9 protein-coding genes are annotated in these 16,506 nt (G+C 34.2%); 5 read left to right on the top strand and 4 right to left on the bottom strand.

Annotated elements, in window-relative coordinates; translation table 11 throughout:
• The first annotated feature begins 117 nt into the window (after window positions 1-117).
• The 5 genes from purL to OVA16_RS17380 all read left to right on the top strand — a co-directional run bounded on the left by purL (window position 118) and on the right by OVA16_RS17380 (window position 12,366).
• Complete coding sequence (gene purL, locus OVA16_RS17360) at window positions 118-3,783, top strand: phosphoribosylformylglycinamidine synthase (protein ID WP_267762079.1); 3,666 nt, start codon at window positions 118-120, stop codon at window positions 3,781-3,783.
• A 74-nt stretch (window positions 3,784-3,857) separates the two neighbouring features.
• Entirely contained in the window at window positions 3,858-4,718 is an 861-nt protein-coding gene (locus OVA16_RS17365) for an alpha-1,2-fucosyltransferase (RefSeq protein WP_267762082.1), read from the top strand.
• A 474-nt stretch (window positions 4,719-5,192) separates the two neighbouring features.
• Entirely contained in the window at window positions 5,193-6,260 is a 1,068-nt protein-coding gene (locus OVA16_RS17370; RefSeq protein ID WP_267762085.1) for a lipopolysaccharide biosynthesis protein, read from the top strand.
• Between the two features lie 102 nt (window positions 6,261-6,362).
• Window positions 6,363-7,268 (top strand): glycosyltransferase family 2 protein, encoded by a 906-nt coding sequence (locus OVA16_RS17375; RefSeq protein WP_267762087.1) that lies wholly within the window; start codon window positions 6,363-6,365, stop codon window positions 7,266-7,268.
• Window positions 7,269-7,464: 196 nt separating this feature from the next.
• Window positions 7,465-12,366, top strand: coding sequence for a C25 family cysteine peptidase (locus OVA16_RS17380; protein ID WP_267762090.1), 4,902 nt, complete (start codon window positions 7,465-7,467; stop codon window positions 12,364-12,366).
• A 66-nt stretch (window positions 12,367-12,432) separates the two neighbouring features.
• On the opposite strand, the gene OVA16_RS17385 is transcribed toward OVA16_RS17380, so the two are convergent.
• From OVA16_RS17385 to OVA16_RS17400, 4 genes are all read right to left on the bottom strand, one after another.
• Complete coding sequence (locus tag OVA16_RS17385) at window positions 12,433-13,521, bottom strand: glycosyltransferase (protein WP_267762092.1); 1,089 nt, start codon at window positions 13,519-13,521, stop codon at window positions 12,433-12,435.
• A 76-nt stretch (window positions 13,522-13,597) separates the two neighbouring features.
• Entirely contained in the window at window positions 13,598-14,533 is a 936-nt protein-coding gene (locus tag OVA16_RS17390; protein WP_267762094.1) for a hypothetical protein, read from the bottom strand.
• Between the two features lie 98 nt (window positions 14,534-14,631).
• Window positions 14,632-15,540, bottom strand: coding sequence for a hypothetical protein (locus tag OVA16_RS17395; RefSeq protein ID WP_267762097.1), 909 nt, complete (start codon window positions 15,538-15,540; stop codon window positions 14,632-14,634).
• 315 nt (window positions 15,541-15,855) lie between these two features.
• Window positions 15,856-16,461 carry a hypothetical protein gene (locus OVA16_RS17400; RefSeq protein WP_267762100.1) on the bottom strand — a complete coding sequence of 202 codons (606 nt, stop codon included), beginning with the start codon at window positions 16,459-16,461 and terminating at the stop codon, window positions 15,856-15,858.
• Window positions 16,462-16,506: the final 45 nt, after the last annotated feature.

Here is a 16,506-nt window from a genome sequence, read left to right on the forward strand (position 1 = left end):
GATATAACACCAATCAAATCATTCAAAATTATATCCTTCAAAATTCAATTATTTATTCACTCAATCATTCTATCATTAGAGATAAAAAACCTAAATTTGCATCTTCAAAAAATAAGCATGATTCATTTCTTTTTAGGTCAATCTGACGAGGTTTTTGTTTTACAAACAAGCAAAACTTTATCCCCAACTGATACAGAAAAATTAGAATGGCTTTTCGGCGGAGCTAAATTGAGCACCGAAAGTTCTTTAACAGGTTTTTTTGTTGGTCCACGTGCAGCAATGATTACTCCTTGGAGTACCAACGCGGTAGAAATCACTCAAAACATGACACTTGATGGCATCATCAGGATTGAAGAATTTAAAAAAGTGGACGAAGGGTTTACGGCATTTGACCCCATGCTTTCTCAAAAATACAGTGGTTTAAACCAAGAAGTATTTAATATTAACATTAAGCCAGAGGCGATATTAGAAATTACAGATATTGCGGCTTACAACAAGCAAGAGGGCTTATCTTTAAGTGATGAAGAAGTAGATTACCTAGAAGGATTAGCTGATAAACTAGGAAGACCGTTAACAGATTCGGAAGTATTTGGCTTCTCGCAAGTAAATTCAGAGCACTGCCGCCATAAAATTTTCAATGGTACTTTCGTAATTGATGGCGAGGCAAAACCAACGTCGCTTTTTAAACTGATTAAGAAAACATCGGAAACTCATCCAAACGATATCGTTTCTGCATATAAAGATAATGTGGCTTTTGTAAAAGGCCCGAAAGTGCAACAATTTGCACCTTCTAAACCAGATGAGCCATCGTTTTACGAAACCAAAGATTTTGATTCGGTAATTTCAATCAAGGCCGAAACCCACAACTTTCCAACTACGGTAGAGCCTTTTAATGGTGCTGCTACAGGTTCGGGTGGCGAAATTAGAGATCGTTTAGCTGGCGGACAAGGCTCTTTGCCTTTAGCAGGAACAGCGGTTTACATGACTGCCCTTTCTCGTTTGGAGGAGAATCGTCCTTGGGAAAAAGGTATGGAAGAGCGCCAGTGGTTGTACCAAACACCAATGGATATCTTAATCAAAGCTTCAAACGGAGCTTCTGATTTTGGAAATAAATTCGGTCAGCCGTTAATTACTGGTTCTGTACTTACTTTCGAACACGAAGAGCACGACCGTAAATTAGGTTTCGATAAAGTGATTATGTTGGCTGGTGGTGTAGGTTACGGAAAACTAGCACAAGCCAAAAAACAAGAACCAAAAACTGGCGATAACATCGTGGTTTTAGGTGGTGAGAATTACCGTATTGGTATGGGTGGCGCTGCTGTTTCTTCTGCAGATACTGGTCAACATGGTTCTGGAATTGAATTAAATGCGATACAACGTTCTAACCCAGAAATGCAAAAACGTGCGGCTAATGCGGTTCGTGCAATGGTAGAGAGCGACAATAACACCATCGTATCCATTCACGATCACGGTGCTGGTGGTCACTTAAACTGTCTTTCTGAATTAGTTGAAGCCACTGGAGGTAAAATCGATTTAGATAAATTGCCAGTTGGCGACCCTACCCTTTCTGCAAAAGAGATCATCGGTAACGAGTCGCAAGAACGTATGGGCTTGGCGATTAGCGAAGAACATACAGCTACTTTAAAGAAAATTGCTGATCGTGAGCGTTCTCCAATGTATACTGTTGGTAAAGTAACTGGCGATCATCGTTTTACTTTTGAATCTGCAACTACTGGTGCAAAACCAATGGATTTGGCATTGAGCGATATGTTTGGCAGCTCACCAAAAATGATTATGGATGACAAAACTGTTGACCGTAATTATGAAGCTGTTGCTTACGATCAAGGTAAAATCAACGAATATTTAGAGCAAGTGCTCCAATTAGAAGCCGTTGCTTGTAAAGACTGGTTAACTAACAAAGTTGATAGATGTGTTGGCGGTCGCGTAGCAAAACAACAATGCGCTGGTCCGTTACAATTGCCATTGAACAACGTAGGTGTAATGGCTTTAGATTTCCAAGGAAAAGAAGGTATTGCGACTTCGGTGGGTCACGCACCAGTTTCTGCATTAATTGATGCTGGTGCTGGAAGTAGAATTGCCATTGCAGAATCATTATCAAATATTGTTTGGGCACCATTAAAAGATGGCTTGAAAAGTGTTTCCCTTTCGGCAAACTGGATGTGGGCTTGTAAAAATGAAGGCGAAGATGCCCGTTTGTACGAAGCTGTAGAGGCTTGTTCAGATTTTGCTATCGAGTTGGGTATCAATATCCCAACGGGTAAAGATTCACTTTCGATGAAACAGAAATACAAAGATGGCGATGTAATTGCGCCTGGAACTGTAATTATTTCTGCTGCTGGTAACTGTAACGATATAACTCAAGTAGTTGAGCCTGTTTTACAGAAAGATGGTGGTAATATTTACTACATCAACTTAAGTAATGATACTTATAAATTAGGAGGTTCTTCGTTTGCGCAAGTTTTAAATAAAGTTGGTAACGAAACTCCTGATGTAAAGGATGCGGCTAAATTCAACACTGCTTTTAACGCTATCCAAGAGTTAATTAAAGCTGGCAAAATTAAAGCTGGTCACGATATTGGTAGCGGTGGTTTAATCACTACGCTTTTAGAAATGTGTTTTGCAGATCAAAACTTAGGTGCAAATATTGATTTATCTAGCTTAGGCGAAGTTGATGCTTTGAAAGTATTATTTGCTGAAAACATTGCTTTGGTTTTCCAAGCTGATGAAAGCGTTGAAGCTATCTTAAATGATAAAGCCGTTGTTTTTCACAAAATTGGTTTGGTAAGTAATACCGCTACTTTAAGTGTAGCTAACAACGCAACCAACTACACTTTCGATATTAACCACTTACGTGATGTTTGGTTTAAAACTTCTTATTTGTTAGACCGCAAACAAAGTGGAGAGGTAAAAGCGAAAGAGCGTTTCGACAATTATAAAAATCAGCCTTTAAAATTCAACTTCCCTGCACAATTTGATGGCAAAAAGCCAGTAATTGATGCAAGTAAGCCTCGTCCGAAAGCAGCAATTTTACGTGAAAAAGGTAGTAACTCTGAGCGTGAAGTAGCTAACGCAATGTATTTGGCAGGTTTCGATGTGAAAGATGTTCACATGACGGATCTAATTTCGGGCAGAGAAACTTTAGAAGATATTCAATTTATCGGTGCTGTTGGTGGTTTCTCTAACTCTGATGTTTTAGGCTCTGCAAAAGGTTGGGCTGGTGCATTTTTATACAACGAGAAAGCTCGTGTAGCATTAGAAAACTTTTTCAACAGAGAAGATACTTTATCTGTAGGTATTTGTAATGGTTGTCAGTTATTTGTGGAATTAGGTTTAATTAACAAAAACCACGAAGTAAAACCTAAAATGTTGCACAACGATAGCCATAAACACGAAAGTATATTCACATCACTAACTATTCAAGAGAACAAATCGGTAATGTTATCTACCTTAGCTGGTAGCACTTTAGGTGTTTGGGTATCACACGGCGAAGGTAAATTCCAATTACCGTACGAAGAAACTAAATATCAAATCGTTTCTAAATATGGATACGAACAATATCCGGCCAACCCTAATGGTTCTGATTATAACACCGCTATGATGTGTGATGAAACTGGCAGACACTTGGTAATGATGCCTCATATCGAGCGCTCATTGTTTCAGTGGCATTGGGCAAATTATCCGGCAGGTAGAAAAGACGAAGTTTCGCCTTGGATGGAAGCTTTTGTAAATGCAAGAAAATGGGTGGAGAAACACCAGAAATAATATTAGAAAAGCCACAATTTAGATTGTGGCTTTTTTTATTATCTTAGCAAACAAGCGAAAATCTTGTAGTTTAAATGATAATTGTAAGTATCAATGGGGGTTTAGGCAATCAGCTTTTTCAATACGCATTTGGAAAACATTTAGAGCATATCAACCAAGAAGATGTTTTTTTTGATCTTTCTGCTTTTGATGGCTCAAACCAGAGAGATTTTGCGTTAAATCATTTTAACATCAATCTTAAAAAGGCCGCACAAAACAAAATACCTTTCATTTACCGAAAAAATTTCAAGAAATTCAATTTACTCGCTAGAACACTTAACAAGTTATTTTATACGCGTCCTATTTTTACGCAAAATCAATTTCATTTTAATCCATATTTCCTACAAAAAAGACGAAATGCTTATTATTGGGGTTATTGGCAAAGTGAAAAATATTTTGACGGAGTAAAGAATACAATAAAAAAGGAACTTATTTTTAAAGATGAGCCATCGGTTATAGACCAGCAACTATTTCAAAAAATCCAAGAACAACAATCGGTTTGCATTCATGTAAGAAGAGGCGATTATTTAGGGCATTCGCGGTTAGCAGTTTGCGAATTGTCTTACTATAAAAAAGCCATTGAAGCAATATGTAACAAGGTACAAAACCCCTCTTTTTACATATTTTCTGATGATATTAACTGGTGCAAAGAAAATTTAACGATCAATTATCAACATACTTTCGTGTATACAGGCGACACTTACAGAGATTTTAAACTAATGACCCAATGCAGACATAATATAATTGCAAACAGCTCTTTCAGCTGGTGGGGAGCATATTTGGGGCAAAATCATGATAAAATTGTAATTTCGCCTAAAAAATGGTTTGTAGAAAACATTGATAAAGACAGATATAACACCAAAGACCTACTCCCCGAAAATTGGATGACTATTTAGGCTGACCGAATGTATAGGACGAAATATCTTATTAAGAATGCTAAAATCAATGTTGCCTTTTTTCTAGTCAACGTTTTTATTACGTTCTTCTCTAGGAAATTTTTTATAGATAATTTAGGCGCCGATTTTTTAGGTTTAAACACCACAATTTCTAGCATATTAGGCTTTTTACTTCTAACAGAATTAGGTTTGGGAAGTGCCATTACCTATCTTTTGTACAAGCCTTTGGCTCAGAAAAACTTTAGCGAGGTAAATAAAATAATTCATCTTCTCAACTACTATTATAAACGTTTAGGCTTAGTTATTACAGCTCTAGGCTTAATTTTCAGTATCTTCTTGATATTCGTATTCGACAATAATGATCTCCCATTTAGTATCATCTATACCGCTTTTTACAGCTATCTTCTCATAGCCGTAATAAATTACCTATTCAATTTCAAACAAATTTTAGTATACGCAGATCAAAAAGCTTTCTTGATAAAGAAAACATTAGGAATATGTAATATCTTAAAAGTTATACTACAGATTTTATCAGTATTTACTTTTGGAGCCAATCTATACCTTTTCCTTGCATTAGAAGTAATTTTTGCCATTGTAACCTCCATCGCCTTAAACCATCTGATAAAAAAAACCTACCCGTGGCTGGAAATATTAAAAGAAAATGATTTCAAATACAAAAAGGAACTTTTAAAAAATGCGAAACAAATATTTTCGCACAGATTAGGCAGCTTTATATTAACACAAACAGATCAGTTGCTCATTTACGCCTACACTTCATTAAAAATGGTTACATTTTACAACAATTACCTTATGATTGTACAATTTGCCGTTACTTTAACCAATCAACCATTCTTATCACTACATAGTGCTATCGGCAACCTTGTTGTTACCAATAGTAGAGAAAAATCATACCGTGTTTTTCAAGAGCTTTTGCTCCTAAAATATTGGCTTGCAGGCAATGTCATATTCGTTCTTTATGCAACGTTAAATCCGTTTATAGCATTATGGTTAGACAAAAGCTATATATTAGACCATAACATTATCATAATTTTATTGCTAAATTTCTTTATTAACATAGTAAGAAAACCTTTAGATATCTTTTTGCAAGCTTTTGGAATATTTCATGACACTTGGGCACCATTTACCGAAGCGGGGTTAAATCTAGTGTCGTCTGTAATACTGGGTTATTTTTATGGCATTTTCGGTATTCTCTTGGGTTCATTTATAAGTACATTGTTAATTGTATGTATATGGAAACCCTACCTATTATTTAGTAAAGGATTTAATTTACCGGTACTTTTTTACTTTAAAAAAACTTTAAAGTATTTGCTATTTTATTTTTTTGCGGCTATAACGGCATTTTACAGTACACCAAATATACTCCAACACATACACTCCATTAATAAATATATTCAATTTGCGATAAGTCTTTGTGCTTATTCAATGTTGTTTGCTACATTGTATAGTCTTTTGTTTATTTTGTTTGCAAATGAAAGCAAACCACTCGTAAAAAGATTTAATGCTTTAATAAAGTCTGCTTAAAAAACAGAAGATATCACTAGAATAACCTATCATTTTAAAAAAACAATTAAATGTTTCTTAAACAAAAAATAGTTAAATAACCCGATGCTACTAAGTGTGATAATGGCTGTTTACAACGGCGAGAAACATATTAGAGAAGCTATTGAAAGTGTGCTGAACCAAAGTTTTTCTGAATTTGAATTAATCATTATAAATGATGGCTCTACAGACAATACTGCCAATATCTTATCGAGTTATAACGACCCTAGATTCATCGTCATTCAGCAAGAGAATTTAGGTGTCGCAAAATCAAGAAACAAAGCAATTCGCGATGTAGCTAAAGGCAAATATATCGCTATTTTAGATTCGGATGATATAGCGCTACCAACTAGATTTGAAGTACAGCTAGCTTTTTTAGAAGAAAATCAAGATTATGTTATGGTGGGTGCAAATGCCATTATCATCGATGAAGAAGGCAACGCTCTATATCACTCTGCATTATTAACCGATACTAATTTAATTAAAGCTCAATTACCTACTAGTAACTTTTTTAACAGCGCTGCTATTTTTAAAAAAGACGCCTTTATAAATGTTGGAGGTTATAATGAAACCATTATTAACCACATAGAAGATGCGATACTATGGATGAAGTTTTCGGAAATAGGTAAAATAACCAACTTGAAAGAAATATTAATAAAATATAGATTAACCGTAAATTCTTTAACAAATAAAACTGCTGCCGCTTTTAAGATGCAAAAGAAATTGTTAAACAAAATAGCTAAAAACCAAGCCTTTTCTACAAAAGATATTTCTAGCCTAATTGATAAAAACAAGCTATCCAAAAACAAAAAAGAAAGCCTTTATTACTCACGCTTGGCAAATATTTATTTAACAAAAAACTTAAACAGAAAATTGGCACTAACAAACATTTTTAGAAGCCTGTCTATAAATCCTATTAATTTTTCGGCATTTAAACAATTAGCAATACTAACAGTAATTTCGTTAAAATCTATACTTAGCAAGTTCTAAAAGCATATCTAATGAAGATTAAAAGCTTTACAAAACTTAAAAGCAAGGAGTAAAAATCAGTTTACAAAATATATTTCAACAACTTAGATTACAGACTAGATACACAATGTTAGTTTATTTTAAGAATTAGATAGGAGCATTAATCATACAAAATGTTATTTTAGTGAATTGATTCCATTTGGCTATTTTTTGAAAAATGTATAAATACCTATTTACACTAATTTTATTTGCTACAACCTTTAGCCTTATTGCTCAAAATCCGTATGGCAACGAATGGATAAAAGAAAACCAGAAGTATGTAAAGATTAAGGTTTCTGAAAATGGTATTCATCGTATTTCTTATAGCCAATTAGCTGCTGCTGGTTTCTTAGCAGAAAATCCGAATGTGCAGAATTTTCAAGTTTTTTACAGAGGCATAGAAATTCCAATTTATTTGGAAGGGAATAATAACCCAACTTTCGAAAACGGAGAATTTATTGAGTTTTATGGTAAAAAAAATGACGGAAAATTAGACGAATCTCTTTATCCTTCCAATTTACAACCCAATACTGAGGTAAGCCTGTACGCAGAAGAGTCCTATTATTTTTTAACCGTAGGTAGTAGTGCCGGAAAAAGATATGTAAATACAAGCCTTAACAACAGTAATTTAACCCCAGAGCCGTTTATCATATACACTTCATCAGCAAATTTTGCTGAATCTTATTATCCCGGCAGTTATCTTATAGACGTAATGTCGCTTTCCGAATATCAGGAAGGCGAAGGTTATTTAGGTAGTTTATATGGCATTGGTGCCACACAGAGCCGTACGTTGCCTACCGCAAATGCCGTAAATGCAGGCAGCTACACGCCTAAGCTATCTTATTACGTAGCCGGTAGATCAAATGCAAACACAACAAATGCAAACGGCTACAACCACCACCTTAGAATAAGCATTAACAACAATACGCTTACAGATGCTTCATTTAAAGGATACGAAATATCAAAAGCCACGATAGATCTTTCTTATAGCTTAATAACTAATGCCACAACTACAGTAAACTTCTCGTCTATTAATGATTTGGGTGCCGTAACCGATTTTCAGGCCGCTGCCTATGCCCGAATAACCTATGCTAGAAGTTTAGATGCTGCAAATTTTAATTATCTGCCCTTTAAAATATATGGTAATGCAACTGAAGCTTTGCTGAATTTTACCAATAACAATTGGAGTGAAGCATACGTTATAGACGAAACAAACGCACTTAGATACAGTGGTTCGAAATCGGGAACTACAACAAGTTTTATTGTAAGAAACTTTGAAGATAATTTATTGCACGTTTATGCCTCAAATGCATATAAAACTCCAAGCGTTGAGCCCATTACTTTTAATTTAATAAAAGCCAACAATTTTAACGCTAAATTATTGATTGTGACTCATCAGAGTTTGTTGGCATCTGCAAATGAATATGCATCTTATAAAACATCTAAAGGCTATAACACTTTAGTAATTACTACCGATGAGCTTTACAACCAGTTTTTTTATGGCCAGCACCATCCGCTAGCAATTAAAAATTTTGTGAGGTACTTATTGCTTAACGGCACCATCACTACAAAGCCCGAATATCTTTTACTGCTGGGAAAAGGTTATGAAACTCCAAAATTCAGGTTAAATGAAGATTTAGTTCCAACCATGGGCTATCCATCTTCTGATAGTTACCTTACTTCAGAAATCATAGACCAGAACATGGCTCCAGCGCTCGCTACAGGTAGAATTCCAGCGAAAACAAATACCGAAGTATTAACTTACTTGAACAAATTAAAACAGTACGATCAACAGGGTAATGAAACTTGGAGAAAAAACATCATCAACATTACCGGAGGAGCAAATAGCTCGGAAGATGCTTCTTTCTCTCAATATCTTAAAAGCCTCTCTTCTGTAGCCGAGAAGGAATATTTTGGTGCAAAAACCATTAATTACTATAAATCGGTAACCGACCCCATAACGGACAATTTAATGTCTAAAATAAGTGAAAATATTAATGGTGGCGTGGGGCTATTAAACTTTTTGGGCCACGGAAGCACCACCAGTACAGCCGTTTCCATAGGCAATCCATCGTATCTTAACAATGCCAGCAAACTACTAGTATATATTATTAATGGTTGCAGTACAGGAAATGCTTTTGTAAATGGTTCGTTAGGAGAAGATTATATCTTTCAAAACAATAAAGGCGCTATTGCCTGGATAGGTACAAGCAGCGAAGGCGTGGCCTCTTATTTGTTTAACTACACCAACCTTCTTTTTCAAAATTCATTTAATAGCAACTACGGTAGTTCTATTGCTCAGAACATGTCTCGTACTGCAAGGGCTTATCAGTCTGCAAACGATAATTTAAACAAAGCACATTTACGTCAGTATATCTTTTTAGGAGATCCTACCATTAATTTCTATTCGCCAACCATGCCCGATTATGAAATAAAAGATCAAGATATTGGACTACAAGATAAAAATTTAACGGTTAATTCTCCTGTTGTTAAGTTATTCGCTATTGTAAAAAATATTGGCAAAGCAAATTCAAATAGTGTACCTATACAAGTAAGCAGAACGTTACCAAACAACACTACAATTAACTATCCTGTTGTTAACTATAACAAAATATTAAATACAGATACCATATTGGTAGAGCTTGATAACACGCTGCCTAATATTGCCGGAAATAACAAATTTACGTTTGTAATTGACCCAACAAATAGTATTTCCGAAATAAGCAAAACCAACAACACCGGAGTTTTTAACCACATTTTACAATCAACAGGCATTACCATTATTTCTCCATCTAATTTTGCGATAACCAATGATGCCAACGTAGAACTAAAAGTGCAGGCTAATGACCTGTTTAGTGCCAATAAAAATTATGTTTTCGAAATAGATAGCGTTATTACGTTTGATAGTAATTGGAAAAAAAGCTCTCCAAACATAAGTAGTAAAGCATTTGCATCATGGAAACCTACATTTAATGCAGAAAATGGCAAAGTTTATTATTGGAGAGCAAAACAAATTAACGAAAATGGCCAAAGTAGCGAATGGCAAACTAGCTCATTTACCTATATGGATAATGTTACTTACGGCTGGAACCAATCCCACTATCAGCAATACAACAATATTATAGGAAACAATATCGTGTTTAACAATGAAGATAAAAAATTTGAATTTACATCAACGGCTTTTCCTATACAAATTAAAACCAAGGGTAACGATGGTGCCGCGGCAGCAGATAGACGAATTAGGGTTGGTGTTACTGTAGGTGCACTATCTTTTTCATCAGCAGACTTTGAGGGCTTTGCAATTGCGGCTTTTAACCCAAATGTTACCTATAAAATGTACAGTTACAGCAGTGCTTATAACTTTCCATCAGGAGGCTCTGCCGATGCCTATGGCACAGGACAGTTCTTCTTTAATACAAATAATGCTACTGATGTAGACTCTTTAACAAATTACCTAAGAAACATTCCAGAGGGTTTTTATGTAGCGGGTTTTAACGGAAAGAATTTTAACCCTAAAGGTTTACCACAAGCTACACAAGACCTACTTACAAGCTTGGGACTTACAAAAATTACTAGTATAAACAATGGCGAACCTTACGCCTTTTGGACACAGAAAAAAGTAAACAAAAAAATAAAACCTTTAGAGCTAACGGCCGATTATACCTCTACTACTCCGGCTACAGCACAAATTATAGATTTTTCTTACGATTTCTTGTACCCATGGAACAATGGAACAATGACTTCAGAATTAATTGGGCCTGCTAACAATTGGACAAAGGCTGTATTTAATTTAGACCAAGAGGCATCAGACATTTTAACTTACGATATTATAGGTGTTGATAAAAATGGTACGCAAACTCTTTTGAAGACCAACCTAACCAACCATACTACAGCTCTTACCGATATACCAGCAGACAATTACCCTTTTATTAAGCTAGGAATTAAAGCAACAGACAATCAAAACAATACCCTTGCTAATTTTAAAGGCTGGAGAGTAATTTATAACCCCTACCCAGATGTTACCTTTAATACTGATATTGCCAACAGCTTTTATAGTAATAGCCTAAACGAAGGCGATTCTATAAAGCTTTCTATCGGAGTTAGCAACTTAGAAAAGACAATTTCTGATGAGGTATTAGTAAATTACAAGCTTACCAAAGCAGATAGAACTGTGGTAAATGGATTAATAAAAACGCTTAATCCACTAAGCTATGGTGCTATAGAAACGGTTAAATTTTCATACCCCACCAATCAGTTAGTTGGCGAAAACGCAATTCAACTATCACTACAACCAAAAAATGGAAAAGATAAAAATGAGCTTAACAACTACGTGAGCTATAATTTCAATGTAGTATCAGACAACAAAGAGCCTATTATCGATGTTTTTTTTGACAATAAGCGCATCATAAATGGAGAGCTAGTTTCTCCAAGTCCTAAAATTTCAATCAGTATTGCCGATGAAAACAAACATTTATTACTTGCCGATACCAATAGCATTGAGCTCTATATAAAAACTGAAAATGAACAAAATTTTAAAAGAATTGCATTTAGCGATAACAAGATTAACATACAAAATATAGGCACAGCTAATCAAAACAAGATAGATTTTCTATATACCCCAAATACATTAGCAGATGGCAGGTACACCTTAAAATTAAGAGGGAAAGACGCTAGCGGCAATTATAACACCACCAACGATTACCTAGTAAACTTTGAAGTAATAAATGAACAAACCATCACTAATTTTTTACCATACCCAAATCCTTTTACCACATCGATGAAGTTCGTATTTCAGGTGACCGGAAAAGTACCAGACCAAATAAAAATACAGATCATGACGGTAACGGGTAAAATAGTAAGAGAAGTGTTTAAGAATGAATTAGGAAATATTAATATTGGTAACAATATCTCAGATTTTACTTGGGATGGTACAGACCAATTTGGAGATCGATTAGCTAATGGCGTTTACTTTTATAACGTCATAGTAGAAAACAACGACAAATCGGAAATTAAACATAGAAGCAATACTACCGATAATTTTTTCAAGAAAAACTTTGGAAAAATTTATTTAATGCGTTGATTTTACAGGGTAAAATATGCGAAAATTTGGCTTTACCAAAATGTACAACTTTAGCGAGAAAGTAAACTATTCAATCGCTTTTTTATAAAAAGACATTATCATTTCGGCCACTTTAGTGTAGCCAAAATTATCAACAGCGTGTTTTCTAATTTTACTTCTGTGAAAAGATACCTCATTGTCTATCATTTTTGAGATAGCTAAAACCAACATCGAATCGTCTTTAGGGTTAATCAAGATACCAGTTTCGCTAGTCATTATTTCTGGAACGCCGCCTACTTTGGTGGCAATAACGGGCAATCCGCAGCTCATAGCCTCCAAAACTACGCAAGATTGTGTTTCGAAATTGCTATTTAGCACAAAAACATTTGCTTTTTGATAATAAGACAACAATGCATTACCATATAGTTTCCCCGTAAATTCTACATTGCTAAGACCTAAATCTGCAGCGTACTTTCTAATTACAGGCCCTTCTATTTCATCGTCGCCAACAATTACCATCTCAAAATTATTCTTTCCGTTTTCCGAAAGAATTTTAACAGCTCTTAGTATTCCAGTTACATTTTTAACGCCATCATTTAACCCCGAAACGTGCAAAATCAAAAACTTTTCATTGGGCGGAGCCATAACAATATTGTACTTTTCTGTATCTATTGCATTAGAAATTACCAAGGCATTTTGATGAAACAAATCAAATTTATCCATACTTTGCTTTAGCGCCTTAGATACCGTAGCTAACCCATTACTCTTACTAACCAAAAATTTTGTAGCTATTTTTTTAAAAAATCCATGATATCCGTTATTTTCAGGAAAATATCTACTCCAATGCTCAGTTATTACGTACGGTACATTGTAAAAAAATTTAATAAAATACGGCAATACTGCTGTTCTTGTGAGCACATGCACATGGTTTATGTCTGCTTTTCTATACTTTTTACGCTCTTTAAGCAATAGATAAACTACACATAGTCCGTAAAAAATAGCATTAAGCCGAAAAACATTTTTTTTCGTTAATTTTCTAAAAGAAATTTTACTTACTTCAAAGCCCTCAATTATTTCACGAGAAAAAAGAAACCAAGTCTTTAGATCGGGGTCGGCATCAATATGAATAATAGTAATGTTAACTCGATCTTGTAACGCTTTTGCTTGCTCCAGCAAAAATTTTCCACCTAATGGATTTTTTTTATTAGGGAACCAGGCTGGAAAAAAATAACGTTGAGCTTTTGTTCTTCGTTCATCGTTTCAATATTTTCTTAAGATAGCCTTTGGCTTTTTGCAATGCCGTTTTTAATAAAAATTTGTTACGATTATAGCTAACCGAAAAATAAGGCGTTAACTGCGCATTAAAAGAATATTTAAAATTGGCAATACCTTTATCATTAGCACCTACCATATCTACTTGAGTTATTCCATTTTCTACACACCAATTAAATGTGGCTAAATTTAGCGAGCCTACATAGGTATTATTTCCAAAATCGTTAAAAAAAAGCGTGTATAAAGTTTTAATACTACTATCAACCAGTGCGATCTGCGCTGTTACCAAAGAATCACTTTTATACAAAGAGAGTAGCTTCAAATATTTTTTATTGGCTAAGCCTAAGAAAAGCTCTTTATAGTCTTCATAATAGTTTTTAGACAGCCCGTACCTAAAGCAAGCATGTAAATGCTGCGTTAGATTTGCTTCACTAATCTCTTCTTCTACAAAGGTTAAATTTTTATCGGTAATACTAACTTTCTTCAGCAACTTATGCTTAATCTTAGCTGTGGGATCTTTAATATAGGTATAACTATTTGTGATTTCAAATCCACTCCACTTAAAGGGTCTTATATCCGTAATGTTTGGTGGTAATCTTAACGAAAGATTTTTAAAATCCTTTTTTAACAGTTCAATAAAATCTTCAAATATTTGGATATATACAATATCACCTACGGCTTGATCAAAATAAATAGAATTGTATGTAAATGCGTATGGCACCACTATATTTCCGTTTTTAGAGAACATCGCTGCAGCAAACAACAATTTATTTCCTTTAACAAAGGTGTAATAATTTAATTCGTACCCAAAAGCATCTTTAACCACATTTAGATATTTTGGGTCAAAAAATATACTGTGAAAGCCTTTTTGAAAAGCTAAAGCCCAATCTGTTTCATTTACCTTTTTTAAAGTCATTTACAACAACTAAAGTTTGTTAGTTAAGATGAGATTAAGGTATTACTTTTTTTAAAAAGTATTTTATTTTGGCTATGATTTTATCACTTAAATTTGATTTAGCATTGTAATATACTTGATAGTAGTTTTAGTTCTACGTCGAATTTAAGCTTAAACAAAGCAAAGCCCGGTACATCGGCGCCAAATAAATCGGCCACTTCATAGCCTTCATTTTTAAGATATTCGAATGATTTATCGTAAATTTTGGCATGTGCACCAAATTCGTACCATTGTTGCGACCTTGCTATAAGTACAATATAGGCTTTCTTTTGCATTTTGTTAAGTAATACCAAGTTACTCGCCACTATTTCATTTTCGAATTTAAGGTTTAAATCTATCAAGAAACCTTCGTTACGCAGTTTCTGCAACAAGGGTAAGTAAAGCGCCACATGTTTTCTGCGCACACCAAACCTATAAAAATCTCGTCGGTGTATGTCTAAAATATGGGTAAAATCTCTATCTAAACAAGTAAAAGTAAAACCAGGATCCTTCTTTTTAAGCATCCTAGCAATATTTGTATGGTAATTACGAGTGTTTAACTTTTTCTCGTAGGTGTGCATTAATTTGAATTTAAAACCACTCCATACAAATGGTCTAACATCTGTTATTTCAACGGGTAAATTAAATCTAATGTTTTTATAAATAGCTTTTAATTCTTTAAGCATTTCTTGAAGAAATGTTAAGATTTGAATTTCATTAAACGCCAAATTAATCCAAAAACCAGTGCGCAAAAAATGATCGGGTACAATTAATTTATTGCCTTTTTCAAAAGAACTTATCGCAAATACAATTTTTCCTTTAATTACATAGGTAAAATACACAGGTTTCACTTTGTAAACCAAGGCATGAACATTTAAAAATTGTGGATGATGAAATGATGAAAACCATTCTTCGCCTCCATATTTCGCTACCCAATCATCAGCTTTATAAAAGTTAAGCGCCTTATCCCGGTGTTCAGTTTTTACCACTTTAAGATTAGTTTTTTGAAATATTCACCAATTTTACTAAAATACCCCGAATTGTATACTATATAGCTGTATGATTTTAGATCGGCATTAAATTTAGCTTTAAATTTAGCTACGCTAGGCAAGTTTGCTCCACATAAATCGCAAAACAAATAACCCTTATTTTTATAATGCGCCATGCAGTAATCATAAAGCAATACTTGAGCTTCAGGATGTCTTTTTTTATCAGGTATGCTGATCAAATACGTGTAAACAATTTGTTGCTTTTGATTTTGGATTACCAATAGCGAAGCAATGTGAATGCCATCTTGATGAAGATCAAAAACTTGCGAGAAAGCACCTTCTACTAAAGCTGAGAAAAAAATTAAAGAAGCTTTTTTGATTGCCAAACAGATACCTTTTGTTAGACGACCAAATTTTTGAAAAGGCATTTGAGAAAGAGCCCGACAAGGATATGGTGTATTTTTTTTGTGAAGATCTTTTTAACATTCTAGAAATATTTCTAGCATAATTTAGCTCATCTAGCTTTTTTAAATAAGTAAATTTCTCCGTAATGCTAAATCCCACGCTTTCAAATTCTTTTAAATACGGAAAATCTATTTCAGTTTTTAATTTAACCACTTTAAACTGATGTTTTAACTGTTGCAACGCATTAACGAAAGCTGTTTTTTGCTGCTCTTGGGTACCTTGAGCCCTTACTAAAGAAAAAGTATGAAAATTAGTTGGGGCTTTTATTGTACTACCTCTATAAAAAATCGGAAAGCCAATTATTTCCGTACCATCCTGTTTCCAGATATAGTATTTTAAGCCAAATTTGAAACTAGATGCGCTAATAGCCAACCAAGCCGGGTTAACAAATAGAGATTTTTCGACATATATTGAAATAAATTCAGTCCATTTTAAATCATCTACTTCTAAAAGCATTACAGAAAATATAGTTTATAAAAAAAAGCGACCGAATTACTTCAA

The organism is Pedobacter sp. SL55, from assembly GCF_026625705.1.
In the GTDB taxonomy this organism is placed as follows: Bacteria; Bacteroidota; Bacteroidia; order Sphingobacteriales; family Sphingobacteriaceae; genus Pedobacter.